The organism is Nostoc sp., assembly GCF_035638895.1.
Classification (GTDB): Bacteria; Cyanobacteriota; Cyanobacteriia; order Cyanobacteriales; family Nostocaceae; genus Nostoc.
This window is the reverse complement of the sequence record NZ_DASQZC010000571.1, coordinates 29739-44228: the sequence shown is the minus strand read 5'-3', so window position 1 is coordinate 44228 and position 14490 is coordinate 29739. Positions and strand designations below refer to the sequence as shown.

The 14490-nt window shown below is 39.3% G+C and carries 11 protein-coding genes; 9 read left to right on the top strand and 2 right to left on the bottom strand.

Annotation, left to right across the window (positions count from 1 at the left end; all coding sequences use genetic code 11):
• The 9 genes from VE944_RS28345 to VE944_RS28305 form a co-directional block, all read left to right on the top strand.
• Positions 1-212 (top strand): hypothetical protein (locus tag VE944_RS28345; protein WP_324985262.1); only part of this gene is annotated, 212 nt, incomplete at its 5' end.
• A 25-nt stretch (positions 213-237) separates the two neighbouring features.
• Positions 238-972: a DUF4386 domain-containing protein gene (locus VE944_RS28340; protein WP_324985259.1), complete on the top strand. Its 735-nt coding sequence runs from the start codon at positions 238-240 to the stop codon at positions 970-972.
• Between the two features lie 478 nt (positions 973-1450).
• Complete coding sequence (locus tag VE944_RS28335; protein WP_324985256.1) at positions 1451-2197, top strand: PEP-CTERM sorting domain-containing protein; 747 nt, start codon at positions 1451-1453, stop codon at positions 2195-2197.
• Between the two features lie 343 nt (positions 2198-2540).
• Positions 2541-3539 (top strand): hypothetical protein, encoded by a 999-nt coding sequence (locus VE944_RS28330; protein WP_324985253.1) that lies wholly within the window; start codon positions 2541-2543, stop codon positions 3537-3539.
• A gap of 457 nt (positions 3540-3996) precedes the next feature.
• Complete coding sequence (locus VE944_RS28325) at positions 3997-4644, top strand: sigma-70 family RNA polymerase sigma factor (RefSeq protein ID WP_324985250.1); 648 nt, start codon at positions 3997-3999, stop codon at positions 4642-4644.
• A 55-nt stretch (positions 4645-4699) separates the two neighbouring features.
• Positions 4700-5617: a DUF1822 family protein gene (locus VE944_RS28320; RefSeq protein ID WP_324985247.1), complete on the top strand. Its 918-nt coding sequence runs from the start codon at positions 4700-4702 to the stop codon at positions 5615-5617.
• Positions 5618-5643: 26 nt separating this feature from the next.
• A complete protein-coding gene (locus VE944_RS28315) occupies positions 5644-8016 on the top strand; it encodes a CHASE2 domain-containing protein (protein WP_324985245.1) in 2373 nt (790 codons plus the stop codon).
• 878 nt (positions 8017-8894) lie between these two features.
• Entirely contained in the window at positions 8895-9683 is a 789-nt protein-coding gene (locus VE944_RS28310) for a DUF928 domain-containing protein (protein ID WP_324985242.1), read from the top strand.
• A 73-nt stretch (positions 9684-9756) separates the two neighbouring features.
• Positions 9757-12399 carry a CHAT domain-containing protein gene (locus tag VE944_RS28305; protein WP_324985239.1) on the top strand — a complete coding sequence of 881 codons (2643 nt, stop codon included), beginning with the start codon at positions 9757-9759 and terminating at the stop codon, positions 12397-12399.
• Positions 12400-12502: 103 nt separating this feature from the next.
• Here VE944_RS28305 and VE944_RS28300 read toward each other — a convergent pair whose 3' ends face one another.
• Both VE944_RS28300 and VE944_RS28295 read right to left on the bottom strand, forming a co-directional pair.
• Positions 12503-13594 carry an ABC transporter ATP-binding protein gene (locus VE944_RS28300; protein WP_324985236.1) on the bottom strand — a complete coding sequence of 364 codons (1092 nt, stop codon included), beginning with the start codon at positions 13592-13594 and terminating at the stop codon, positions 12503-12505.
• Between the two features lie 8 nt (positions 13595-13602).
• Entirely contained in the window at positions 13603-14487 is an 885-nt protein-coding gene (locus tag VE944_RS28295; protein WP_324985233.1) for a carbohydrate ABC transporter permease, read from the bottom strand.
• Positions 14488-14490 lie beyond the last annotated feature (3 nt).

The following is a 14490-nucleotide window of genomic DNA, read 5'->3' as shown; positions in this document are numbered from 1 at the left end:
CATCCAGTAGAGCCGGCTGCAATGGTTTCTCTGTTACCGCGTCATGGCATTCGGATGACTTTATCCCAGAGGATATAACTTTGGTTTTAAGATTTATTGACAGCGAAGCGATCGCAGTAATTTGCTCGTTTCCTTTTGAGTTGAGCTACTTTACTCCATACAATAACCAATGGCACAATTCCCAATTCTACTCTCTAACTCTCACGGTGTAGCAGCGTCTACAAAGGAGTTGCATACATGAAAAACGCTACTATGCACACTAATCATAAGGAGCGACCATCCACAGTGTCCTTACCTAAACTAACTGCTCTGTTTCTAGTGCTGGAAGTTATCCTTTTTATGACTGCTTTTAGAGTGCTGTCTAACGCAGTCAATTGGCCAGCAGGTTTGGATGAACCCGCGGCTGTGGTCTTACCCTTAGTTGCTCAACGGCAAAGTGCTGTAATCGCGGGTTATTACAGCTACATGCTTTCAGCAATTTTGGTAATCCCGCTCTCCCTGTTGCTGCATCGCGTACTGGCTAGCGAGAATGGCCCATTATTGGCGATCGCTACCACATTTGGTGTGTTTAGCGGCGTCATGAAGAGTCTGGGAATCTTGCGCTGGCTTTTTCTTATGCCATTTCTGGCAAACACGTATGTCAATCCGGGAACAAGTCCCGCCACACGCGAGACTATTGCACTGGTTTACGACGCCTTCAATTTGTATGCAGGTAAAATTGGCGAGCATCTTGGGACGCAGATGTTCACCGCCTTATGGGTTGGATTGATTGGGATCGTGCTGGTGCGGTCTGGGTTAGTGTCACGCTGGATTGGCTGGATGGGCATGGTTGTTGCGATCGGATGGCTCGTGAGTTTAGTTAAAGACTTTGGCATATATGTGGGGCCAGTGGTGTTCATCAGCATGACGCTGTTAAACATTTGGTATCTCTCCTTGGCTGTAGGACTTTTCAAGTTAAGAAATGTCAAGTAATATGCATAAGAAGCAGCACTTTGTCAAATGTAATTCTCAAAACGCAAAATCTTTTAATTTCTTCTGCTCTGCGTTTTTCATTTTCTAGATTCATTTAATTTCATACAGCAATGCTCAAAAATAGAGCTTTCCATGAGAAATATTCAATAAAATTAAGTATTTCTTATAGTTTCTATAGCAATCAGATTTTAAATTTGAACAGAGAAAATTTGTAATGGTTATGAATAAAGCATCCTACAGAATGTACTATTTATAATTCATTTAGGATTGCTATAGAAAATAAATAAACTTTTCTATAAGATATACTGTAAAATTAACTCTGTTAACCGTAATTTTTGCTAAAAAAACGTAATAAAATGCTAGAGTGTTAAAAATTTCTCAGCATTTATTTAATCAACTCAAAAATAAACTAGCAAAGCAATTTTGCAGATTCTCTAAAAGCAAGATACGTTCTTTCAAACTTTTTCAAACTTAACCTATGCTTAACTACAACCCGCTAATAATTTTGGGGCTGACTACCACTATTTTAGTATCCGCACCTCTAGCTGTTCATGCTGAGTCCAGAGTCTATAGAGAAATAGGTGGCAAAGAAAGTATTAGGTTTGATCCTAATGGACTCGCTGTCCTAGAATCTCTAGGCTTATCTTTAGGCGAATCAGAAAATACAATTGAGCCAGATCCTGGTTTTACCTATGGCTTGGCTTTACTTCCTCCCAGTTCAGATCCTAATGTTCCAGGCACTGATTTTCAGTTCAGATATGATCCTGAAACAAAAGTCTATATCCCTCTGGGTGAAATAGAAAGGTTTTCAGGTAGGGTAGCTTTCAATGTAGATACAAGTAAGCTGGCTTTACCTTCTCAACGTGTCGATTTCAATGGTTTCGATATCGACTTTGATTCCGGATTTAATTTTTATGTAGAATCTAATGGTTTACGTTTGTTTGATGTAGAATCATCAGGTTCTCCTACTTTTGATCTTAATACTAATACTTGGACTCTCCAAAACATAGATTTGATAGCAAGTCAAGAGTTCAGCGATTTGCTTGTAGCTGCTGGAGCTAGTACACCAATTGTAGGTTTGAAGCTGGGCGAAGCTCAAGGAGAAAGAGCTTTCATAGATGTTGCTGCCACTCAAGTTCCTGAGCCTGGAAGTACATTGGCAATCTTAACTGCTGCCAGTGCAGCGCTAGCTGTAGGTAAACGGCGTAATCGTTCCACATTATAAGTTTGTATTGTCAATTTGTAAGGATTTAGGTATTTATGCGTTCCTTCAAGAGTTACTTTCAGAATTGACTTCAACCTATCAATACACTTGAAAGAATTTGGCATCACCTAAATTCTTACATAAGGCTTTATTTTATGTGTAGCTATCAATGCACTACGCCAAAGTCGAACCTATCCAAACGTGTTCAAAGGAGTTTGTTCAAACTATGGCTAATTCTAGACTTTCCGTATTTATAGGACTGATGGTTACTGCTGTAGCCTTGATCTGAGAAACAGTCTTTGATAATTACAGGCAAAAGAAAAATATTTCAGATTACTCAAACACTTCAAACTTGATTACAGAGATGCTTAATCACAAACTTTCAATATTTATTGGTTTAACCACCGCTTTTGCAGCGATCGCGCCTTTACCTGCTCAAGCTGTAAGCTTTAACTACGACTCAGCCCAGAATATTTCTGCACGACCAATTGAATCTAACAACAAGCTATTCTTTTTTGGAACTCCTTCCGATAACCAAGGATATACAGCTTTTTTCAACCTAAATCCCGATGCCGCAGATCGTGGTCACACTGAATTTAGCCTGAATTCACCAGGCAATATTGCCCCCTATTACACAACAGGTCGGGATAAAAGTCCTGAAGAGCCTGCAAGCGGTGCTACCAGATCGGCTACTTTGCAAAATATCACCGCCGGCTTCTCTAACTTTTCCAATTACCTGACCAATAATAATCTTTCCCTAGATGGCATTGGCTTTAGCTACGGACAAAAAAACGATCGCGATTTTACTACTACCTGGAACTTAGGGGATGACAAGCTAGGAAAGGATTGGTTTTCCAGCCCCGATTCATCACTTGAAGAAAGAATTTATACCGCCAATCCAGATGATGTCGAGTTATATCTAACTTATGACACCACCAAGATAATTGATTTCGGATATACTCCTTTTTATTCATTTCTCGAATACGGCGCTACTCCTACAACGGTGGATGATAGCGAAGCCATTCTTACTGACCTATTTAATGCGAGTAAACCTACTGGATTAACTTCCTTAACGGCAGGTTTAGCAGATGCTTTTTTACAAGATGTCGCTAGTGCTGGTGGCGCACTTCAAATAGTTTATGAAGACGTTCAAGTTGAAGATGTTGGCTCTACAAGTGGTAATGGATACGGTGTCATACGTATTCCCTTTCCATTATCTTTAAATGCCGTTCCTAATACAAAAGTGCCTGAATCTTCTTTAGCCATAGGTCTATTGATCTTTGGAGCTTTAGGTGCAGTTACTTCTCGTCTCAAGAACCAGAAAAGGGGATACATCTCTAGCCTTTGGGGGAGCGGGAACTAGTGTGTCAGGCTGCGAGTATATCTGTGTGGCTAAGACCTCAGCTTCTAGGTTTTCATTCTGGACAACGAGTAGATCGTAAAGAGTCCAATAATTAATCGTGCCAATAATGCTGTTGATAGCAATTTGAATATTAAGCGCAGGTGGATTGAGAAATGGTTCTCAGGGCATTCCGAAATTCCTGTTGCTTAAAATGATGGTAATTCCCATCGGTAAAGGGATGGCCATTTTGGAGAGAGGAAGCGATCGCCTCCTCTTTTTTGCATATTTAATCGATCATACTTGTCAGAAAACTTTTTATGAATTTATGCGAAAAAGTTGAACTTGAGTTTGATAACTAGATAATAAGCTCTAATAATCTAGGTATTAAACATCAAGTTATGGATTCGTATATTATAAATTTAAACAGTCAGAGGCATCTCTAGACTACTTCTGCAAGTATTCCATCAGGGGATTTTCTATGACAAACATCCACACGGTAAGTAATCTAAACCAACAACTCCAGCATCTCGTTGCCCAAGCTTGCTCGTATCCAGCAAAGAGTTTGATGCGGCGACAAAAACTTAGTGAGATAGTTAGAGTTGTAATGAAATCGGGCAAACTCTGGAAAGAGAACACACCTTATTATAATGATGCTCTGCAACAAACTTGGTTATATTTCTGCCGGAACCCAGAGCAGTATAACCCGGAGAGTTGTAGTGTAATCACCTGGCTTGACAATTGTCTCAAGTGGCGACTGCAAGATTTTCGCTCTAGAGAAGCCCAAATTCAAGCTAAGACTATTCCCCTATTTAGCTTTGAAATTGAAAATACAACCGGAGCAATCGAAAACTTGCCAGCAGCAGCTGATATTCCACCAATTTTGCAAGAGACTTACCAATGGGCTTCTACAGATCCAGACAATGACTTAGCTAGCACTTATGTTAAAGGACGCCCTGATGTAACTTGCCAAATATTAATCCTGCGACGCCTACCTCCAGAAACCCCCTGGAAAAACATTGCGAAGGAATTCAATTTACCCCTATCAACTGCGCCCAACTTCTATAAACGTGAATGCTTACCTCGCTTACGAAATTTTGCTCTCAGGCAAGGATATCACGAAATTTAGAATTAAAGCAGAGATATCTAAAGTAGAAAACTATCTATAAAATGGAAGGAAACTTATGATTCATAGCACTAAAAACTTAATAGAAAAATCTATTCCGGTAGCTATTACCCAAGCAGCACTCAAGGTAGCAGGCTTTTTTGCTGATGAACAGGTAACACCAGAAAAGAAAAAGCAGGTATTTCTTAATACTTTAGCTGTATGTGCGGTAAATGATTACATGGAAATGATGAACATTGCCACAGATCCAAGGACCAGCGATAGTTGGAATTGTGCCATGCGCTATTATGCAGATGTGGCAGACCTGAAGTTGAGTGGATTGGGTTACTTAGAATGTCGCCCTGCAAGCCCTCGCAATCTCTGCTATATTCCACCAGAAGTCCCGGATGATAGAATCGGCGTAGTTGTAGTTGAGCTAGATATAGAACATCAACAAGCAACTCTAATCGGGTTTGCTAAAACAGTAAAAACTGGTGAACTTTTATTGAATGAGTTACAGACTATTGAGGATTTACTTGCATATATTGATTCACTTGAAAGCAATGCCAGGGAAGTCAAGTTGAGCTACTGGTTACAAAATATAATTGATGCAGGTTGGCAGCCGATAGAGAAAATTTTAGCATCAAAAACACCACAATTAGCTTTTCGTTATCGAAACGGAGTGACGCGGGGTAAGCTGATTGACATGGGGATAGAACTTCCGGGACAATCGCTGGCATTAGTTGTTACACTCACACCTAAAAATTCCGTAGAAATCCAATTGAAATTGCAGGTGCATCCATCCGATGAGCAAGCCTACTTACCCACTAATCTTATCGTGAAAGTGTTAGATGAGAAAGGCACTAATGTTATGGAAGCCCACGCTAGAAGTGGCAGTACTCATGTAACATTAGAGTTTAATGCTCAAATAGGAGAACGTTTTAGCGTTAACTTAGAACTGGGAAACACTAATATTATTGAAAATTTTGTTATTTAAACACATACATTGGTTGATTCCTACCCATGCAGAAGTTGGTTGTGTTGAAGCTAGATGGTGATTTGAGCCAGGGGGTAAAAGTCACACTCGAAATTGGAACAGAAGGCGATCGCGCCAGTATAGAAGTTCAAGGCTATCTGACCCCAAAACCAGAGATCATTGCAGATTATGAGCTTTGGCGAATCACCTATCGCAGTTTATCAAATTTTCGCCTTACACCTGTGAATATTCATGTCGGAAGTTCTCTTAGTGAGCATCTTAAAAAATGCCGCGAGTTAAACGAAAAGTTAAGTCAGCAAATGAATAGTTGGCTCAACTGTAACTCATTTCGCCCACTCAAAGAGAAGTTACTTAAACAGCTAACATTAGATGATACAGTTCGCGTACTAATCAAAACGAGTGATATTTCGCTACGTCGTCTCCCGTGGAATTTATGGGATTTTTTTGAGGATTACTCTCAAGCAGAAGTTGCCTTAAGCGCACCAGAGTATGAATATCTGTCAAAATTAAAGACAAGGACTACTGGAGGGAAGGTAAAAATATTAGCAATTCTGGGTAATAGTGAGGGAATCTTAATTGATAAAGATCGAGAGCTATTGGAGATGTTACCAGATGCAGAAACAACTTTTCTGGTACAACCACAGCGCAACCAGTTAAATGAACAAATTTGGGAGCAAGACTGGGACATCTTATTTTTTGCAGGTCATAGTGAGAGTCTTGAGGATGGTAAGAGTGGCAATATTTATATTAATAGAACAGATTGCTTGACAATTGATGAGCTAAAGTATGGTCTTTTGAAAGCTGTCAGCAAAGGGTTGCAGTTAGCGATTTTTAATTCTTGTGATGGTTTAGGACTAGCACATCAATTAGAAGACTTGCACATACCACAAATTATCGTGATGCGGGAGGCGGTGCAAGACTTAGTAGCACAAGAATTTTTAAAGAATTTCCTCAAAAAATTTTCCAGTGGTGAGTCTATGTACTTAGCAGTACGAGAATCAAGGGAAAAATTACATGGCATTGAAGATAAATATCCTTGTGCGGTTTCCTTACCTGTAATTTGTCAAAATCCAGCAGCAATGCCACCGACTTGGAAAGATTTTCTGAGAAATCCCCAAACAGAAATTAGCAAGCCTCAAGTAAATAAATATAGAACTCAAGCGCAGTTACGATGGCGTAGTATTAAAGTAATACTGTTATCAAGTTTGGTTATTACTGGTTTGGTAATGGGGGTGCGATCGCTTGGATTATTGCAACCATCAGAATTAAAAGCTTTCGACCACATGATGGGGCTACGTTGGGAGGAAAAACCAGATTCGCGTTTTGTAATCGTCACTATTGATGAAGCGGATATCCAGTATCAGAACGACATGAATATGAACATGCGATGGTCACTTTCAGACCAAGCACTTGCAGAGTTATTAAAAAAACTAGATCAGTATCAGCCAAGCACTATTGGCTTAGACATCTATCGTGATTTTCCTGTAGACTCTAATAGTGCAGATTTAGCAACTAGGCTACAAAAAGATAAACGCCTTTTTACCGTATGCAAAGTTTCTGCGGCTCTTGATGGTGCGCCAGAAGGCATTTCTCCACCCCCTAAAGTTCCAGAAGAACGCCAAAGCTTTAGTGATTTTGTTGCAGATGATAATGACATAGCCCGCCGTCAGCTTTTGCATTTAACACCTCCTTTAACATCTCTCTGTGCCGCAGAATATGCTTTTAGCCTCCAACTCGCGCTTCATTATTTAGAGGCTAAAGGTATCAAATCATATATCAACTCACAAGGTAACTTGCAGATAGGCGACGTTGTATTTAAGCAATTAAAATCTCATACTAGCGGCTACCAAGGAATCGATGCATCGGGTTATCAAGTGCTAGCAAATTACCGTTCGCTTTCTTCTCCTCAAAACATTGCTCAACAAGTATCTCTCAGAGATATTCTTAACAATAAAATTAATTCGGAATTAGTCGAGTTATTGAAGGGGCGGATTATTTTGATTGGTGTTACTGCTCCAACTACTACTGATTACTGGAAAACTCCTTATAGTGCTAAAGCAGAGTCAAATCAAAAGCTGATACCAGGGGTATTTGTCCAAGCTCACATGAGCAGCCAGATCCTTAGTGCTGTTTTAGATCATCGACCTCTGCTTTGGTGGTGGCCGACTTGGGTTGAAGCACTCTGGGTATGGGGATGGTCATTATTAGGAGGAATTCTAGCATGGTATATTCGGCATCCTATACGTCTGGGAGCAGCTGGGATAATAATGCTATTTTCATTATTTACTATATGTTTTGCGATTTTTACTCAGGCGGGGTGGATACCACTTATCCCACCAGCATTAGCATTAATATGTACACAAGTAGCGGTTGTGTCTAGAGATATTCGTAATCAATAACTTTCGCAAAAAACTTTTTATGTATTTACATTGATAATGTTATTATATCAGTATTAACACGCTAAAAACCTTAGAATAACACTATGCAAAATTGTAAACAAATATATAACTTGTGATTCCCAACCTAGTAATATTATGTCTGCTTAAACACTGATCATTAAGACCGTAGGAGGCAGGAGCAGTTAAAAATAGGGTTTTCCGATTATTGCATAGATGTCGTAACCCTAACTTATTAACATGACATAATATAAAGAATATTTACAATTCTTTGCTTCGCTCAAAATTATATATTTGAGTGGAAATTACATGAAGCATTTTATAGTTTATATCTACCTACTAGTACATCAAGTTTAAATTGATGGATGAGCAATTACACTACCTCTGATCAAGATGATCATCTTCGTGTCAATAAAGCTGAAAGTAATATTAATAATGCTTACTTGTTGATATTATTTTAGGCGTACTTATTTATTGTGCAGCGTGAATCTAAGTGTGATAATAACATTTTTTTATAGGACAAGTGCTTGGACATCGCTTTAATCAGTGGGAAACAAACCAAACAGGAAACTTTAATTATTCGCATATCACAACTCATTGTTTTTGTCAAGATTAATTTAGATAAACTTACTTTCCGCAATCTTATATCTTTCTAGTGTAGTTAAGATTAGTAAATTACTGCAATGTCTTTCATAATCACGGTAAACGCATCTCAATAATAAAACCCCTTTAGTTTGGGCATTTTATGGTTTCGACTAGTTTAAATCAATATCCTTACACATTAAGGATATCCAAAATTACGTGTGTTTGCCCTGCTTTCATAGCTGTTTATTTTCTATTAGTGACGTTTATATTACTTTTGTCAAAGGAGTATATTGTTGATGAAACTTACTTACATTATGACATTAGTACTTCTTGGATTGGTAAGTTACCCCACAAGAGTTTCGGCACAGGTAGATCAATTACTTAACCAATCCTTTGTTAATACACCTAGCCAGACTAACCGTCCAAAATTTCCAGATAACGGCGCACCTATTGGACGTCGTAAAGGAGGTACAAGCCGTGATGGTTGCACTCCCTTGAACACGCCAATTACTGCTTTAGTTCCTGGTGAAGAAATTGGAGATGAATCAAAATCTTTTTTGGCATTCACAACTTCTGAATATCCAACTTTTTGGGTTTTTGTACCGGAGTTACCAAAGAATGCTGTTCTTGGAGAATTTCAATTTCAAGATGAAAATGGCAAACCCATCTACACGACATCTCTATCACTCCCACGAAAGGCTAGTGTTATTGGTATTAAGTTACCGCACAATTCACAGTATGCTCTAAAAGCAAACAAAAACTATCAGTGGTATTTTAAAGTTTTCTGTGGCAATCCCCAGCTAACATCAGAGTATTTTTATGTGAATACATGGATACAGCGTGTGCCGTTAAATTTTGATCTTGTGAAAAGGACACAATCACAAGAATATACTACCTATGCTCTTAACCAAATTTGGCAAGATGCTTTAACTAATTTAGCTACTCTGCGTCTTTCTAATCCCAACTCACGCATTTTTACAGAAGATTGGACACTTTTGTTAAAAGATGTTGGTTTGGCAGAACTTGCAACAGCACCGATTGTAGAACTTGAGAGTGACGAAAAGACCGTCACTCAATCAAATTAGTATAAGAGGGATGGTGAAATTGCCAGCATTATTGCGTATGCTACAATCTTGTTCGAGATTCTTAAAATTTTTCTTGCTGCTATTAGTAACAGCTATACTGTGCATTTTTAGTCCACCTGTTTTAGCAAGTTTTTCTCATATCAGCCTAAATATTCCACAAACTAAGATTCAAAACTCACCTGCCTTAGATATAAGCTTAGTAGAACAGGGTAAAACTTTGTATGAGGCTGGTTTATTTACTGAAGCACTTCAGGTTTTAGAACAAGCTGCTATTGGCTTTTACAACACAGGAGACAAACTTAACCAAGCTGTAGTGTTAAGCAATCTTGCCTTGATTTATCAACAGCTTGGCAAACAGACAGAAGCAGAACTTGCAATTAGTCAAAGTCTCGATCTGCTACAGAATTTAGATAACTCAAAAGATCGTGCTGCAATTGTAGCGCAATCTTTAGATGTACAAGGTAAGTTACAATTAGCCCAAGGAAAAACTGAAATTGCGTTGTCCACTTGGCAAAAAGCTGCTGATATATATAAGCAAGTAGGCGATCGCGCCACACTAACTCGTAATCAGATTAACTCTGCTCAAGCTATGCAGGCTTTAGGGCTTTATCGCCAAGCAGAAAAAACTTTAACTGAAGTTCAACAAAACCTTACTACTCTTCCAGATTCATCGCTCAAAGTTGCTGGACTAGATAGCCTTGGTAATGTCCTACGAGTTATTGGTGATTTCAATGAATCACGAAAAGTTTTAGAGCAAAGTTTAGCTCTAGCAACAGCTATAAAATCTCCAACAGGTATAGGTGATACCTTCCTCAGTTTAGGTAATACAGCCTCTGCCGAAGCAAAAACTCAACATGAGGTAGGGAATACAGACCTTGCTCAACAAGAATTTCAAGCTGCTTTAAACTTTTATCAGCAAGCGGCCAGAAACACATTAGGTACTACGCATATACAAGCACAGTTAAATCAACTTAGCCTACTTCTAGAATTTTTCTCTAAAAAAGAAGCCGCAAACACGTTTAAACAAGCTTTATCCTTGTCTGAGCAAATTCTGACTGAAATTAATAAATTGGTTCCTAGCCGAAACTCAATATATGCTCGGATTCAATTCGCCTCTATTTTAATGGATTTAAAACAAAAAACCAATACACCTATTTTATCAAATTTAAATATTGCCCAACTCTTGTCTACCGCAATACAGCAAGCCCAAAGCTTAAAAGACCAGCAAGCCCAATCTTATGCTCTTGGAACTTTGGGTCGTCTTTATGAAAAGAATAAGCAGTTAGGTGATGCTCTAGAACTAACAACAAAAGCTTTATTTATTGCTCAAAGTATTAATGCATCAGACATTCTTTATCAGTGGCAATGGCAGCAAGGACGTTTACTCAAGCAACAAGGAAATCTCAATGCTGCACTCAAGGCTTATGATACAGCTTATAAAACTTTAGAATCTCTTCGCGGTGATTTAGTTGCTACTAATTTAGATGTTCAGTTTTCTTTCCGAGAAAGTATAGAACCTATCTATCGAGAGTTAGTTGAATTACAGTTACTCACAGAGAATACTCAAGGGGATCAACAGAGTAGTCAATACAATCTTAAACAGGCACGTAAAGTCATTGAGTCACTTCAGGTTGCAGAACTGAATAACTTTTTTCGCTCACCTTGTTTAGAACCAATTGTAGAGATTGACAAAGTGGTGGAGCAGGATAAAAAGGCAGCAGTTATTTATTCAGTTATTTTGCCCGATCGTTTCGATATTATCCTTACCTTACCTAATCAACAATTACAGCACTATACCACTAAGATACCTCAAGAAAAAGTAGAGAGTACTGTTACTTCATTACGTAAATCTTTAACAGATGTCGCGGGTACTTATGAAGTAAAAGAACAGTCCCAAAAAATATATGACTGGTTAATTCGACCAGCCGAAACTGAATTAGTTAAAAGTGGCATCACTACTTTAGTTTTTGTATTGGATGGGGAATTAAGAAATATTCCAATGGGGGTTCTTTATGACCCGCAGCAAAATAAATATCTTATAGAGAAATATGCGATCGCTTTAACTCCTGGTTTACAATTGTTTAATCCTAAACCTTTGCAAAAAGTACAGTTAAATGTTTTAACTGCTGGAGTGGGAGAAGCGCGTTCTATAGGAGGTCAGAAATTTTCAGCCCTGAAAAATGTAGCACGGGAACTTAAAGAAATTCAAACTGAGATTCCTAGAAATGAAGAACTGTTAAATCAGCAGTTTCTCGATAGCAACCTGCAAAAACAATTGCTTGCAACTCCTTTTTCTATAATTCACTTAGCAACTCACGGTGAGTTTAGTTCAGATCCCGAAAAAACTTTTCTTCTCACTTGGGATAAGCTACTGAAAGTTAAGGAATTTGATAGTTTATTACGAGTTAGCGATAGAAATAGGTCTGGTAAGATAGAGTTACTTGTCTTGAGTGCTTGCAAAACTGCTCTTGGCGATCAGCGAGCTGCTTTAGGATTAGCTGGCATAGCTGTACGAGCAGGCGCACGCAGTACGCTAGCAAGTTTATGGTCAGTAGATGACCAATGGACTGCTAAACTTATGAGTGAGTTTTATCGAAACTTAAATACTGGGATCAGCAAAGCCCAAGCACTCCAGCGTGCTCAATTAACTGTATTTGCTAAACAAAAAAGCCCTTATTTCTGGGCACCTTATGTCCTAGTAGGAAATTGGCTTTGATAAACAAGTTGTAAATTTTTCCGCCCACCTACTTAAGTTAAATTTTAAGAGAGATTAGAAAACGATCGCAACCATGTAAATTTAGTCTAGTGAATGACAGACTTCAATACAACATTTGTCTTTTAACAAGAGCATGGCCAGATTGAACATCAAACCAGTGAATATCCTCAGGGGGCAATACTAGTGTAATATCTTCGCCACTCCAATTTTGGTCTGTTGGCAACAAAGCCCGTACTGTAATCGTTCCCGTTTGTGAACCCTCAATCTTGACACTGACCAAATAGTGCATACCCAAGTTTTCGACTAAAAACACTCTCCCTTGGATAGTCTGGGTATCACCTGGTTGAGCAATGCGGACATCTTCTGGGCGGATTCCCAAAACAATCTGCGGTGGTACTGTTGGTATATCTGGGAGAAGAACTTGGAAGTTACCTGCGATCGCATATTTTCCCCTACAAGGTAAAGTTAGCAAATTCATTTGCGGACTACCAACAAATCCAGCCACAAATAGATTAGCTGGATGGTTATAAATGCGGTCAGGCGGGTCAAGTTGCTGGACATAGCCATCGTTGAGCAATGCAACTTTCGTAGAGAGCGTCATTGCTTCGGTTTGGTCGTGGGTGACGTAGACAACTGGCACTTTTTGGGCTGCAAAAATTTGCTTGATATCGGCTCGGACTCTTTCCCGCAGTAGTGCATCTAGGTTACTTAAAGGTTCATCTAACAGATATACATCGGCATTACGCACCAAAGCACGACCAACAGCAACCCTCTGACGTTGACCTCCAGACATTTGTCCAGGCTTGCGGTTCATTAACTCTGCTAATCCTAAAACTTCTGCTACTTCTGCCACTCGCTGTTTAATTTCTGTAGGTGGTACTTTTTTCAGCTTGAGTCCAGAAGCAAGGTTTTCGTACACCGTCATGTGGGGATAAAGTGCATAGCTTTGAAATACCATTGCAATGTTGCGATCGCTTGCTCGTTTATAGGTAACATCCACTTCCCCAATCTTGATTTGACCGCGAGTAGGTTCTTCAAGACCGGCAATCATGCGTAGTACGGTAGATTTGCCACAGCCAGAAGGGCCAAGTAAAGTGAGAAACTCATGGTTATCTACAGTTAAACTAACGTCTTTGACAGGAATGACTTTAGGATTATAGGTTTTATTCAAGTTTGTGAGTTCAAGTTTAGCCATTTTTATTTTTATCCTTTGACAGCACCAGCAGTAAGACCTTGGACAATTCGGCGCTGGAAAAACAAAACTAGTAAAATCAGAGGTAACGTCCCTACAACAGTTGCAGCAGCGATCGGCCCGTAGGGAATTTCATATATTGTCGCACCACCCAACTGAGCAGCAGCAACGGGAATTGTCTTCAACTCTTCACGAGTCATAAACGTAAGAGCGAAAATAAACTCGTTCCAAGCAAAAATAAAGGTGAGGATTCCAGTAGTCACCAAGGCGGGAAGGGTCATCGGTAACACGATTTGCCATAGTAGTTGAAAGGTGTTGTAGCCATCGACCCTAGCAGAATCTTCCAAATCTTTTGGCAATTGTTGAAAAAAGCTTCTCAGTACTAAAATTGTTAACGGCAAATTGATGGCAGTATAGGGTATGATCAGCGCCAGATAATTGTTGCCCAATCTCAGCGCTTGGATAATTTCTAACAGTCCTAAGAACAACAGAATCCCAGGAAATAAGGTAACAATTAAAACGCTGGCGAGGATAAATCGTTCACCCCAAGGGCGTAACCGTGCGAGGGCATAAGCCGCAGGTGCGCCGATCGCTAAAGATACAGTTGTAGAAGTAATCGATACAAAGGCACTATTGAAGATATAGCGCCAAAATGGACGACGGGTGAATAACTCAATGTAGTGATTGAAAGTAAATCGTGTGGGAAAATAGACAGTAGGAACGGCGGCAATATCCTCATTCACTTTAAACGAGGTCAGTAATTGCCATAAAGCTGGGGATAAGCTGAATACCACCACTAATACAACTATTATGGGCAGTAAGATTTTTTTAAGAGAAAACTTGGTTTCTCCTTTTCGTTTTGGAGTCGTTGGCGCTGCTTGTGGAGTTACACTCATGGG

Coding starts and splice junctions, on each gene's coding strand:
- VE944_RS28335 (WP_324985256.1), top strand. CDS start 1,451: ATGCTTAACTACAACCCGCTAATAATTTTGGGGCTGACTACCACTATT.
- VE944_RS28340 (WP_324985259.1), top strand. CDS start 238: ATGAAAAACGCTACTATGCACACTAATCATAAGGAGCGACCATCCACA.
- VE944_RS28295 (WP_324985233.1), bottom strand. CDS start 14,487: ATGAGTGTAACTCCACAAGCAGCGCCAACGACTCCAAAACGAAAAGGA.
- VE944_RS28325 (WP_324985250.1), top strand. CDS start 3,997: ATGACAAACATCCACACGGTAAGTAATCTAAACCAACAACTCCAGCAT.
- VE944_RS28330 (WP_324985253.1), top strand. CDS start 2,541: ATGCTTAATCACAAACTTTCAATATTTATTGGTTTAACCACCGCTTTT.
- VE944_RS28310 (WP_324985242.1), top strand. CDS start 8,895: ATGAAACTTACTTACATTATGACATTAGTACTTCTTGGATTGGTAAGT.
- VE944_RS28315 (WP_324985245.1), top strand. CDS start 5,644: ATGCAGAAGTTGGTTGTGTTGAAGCTAGATGGTGATTTGAGCCAGGGG.
- VE944_RS28320 (WP_324985247.1), top strand. CDS start 4,700: ATGATTCATAGCACTAAAAACTTAATAGAAAAATCTATTCCGGTAGCT.
- VE944_RS28300 (WP_324985236.1), bottom strand. CDS start 13,594: ATGGCTAAACTTGAACTCACAAACTTGAATAAAACCTATAATCCTAAA.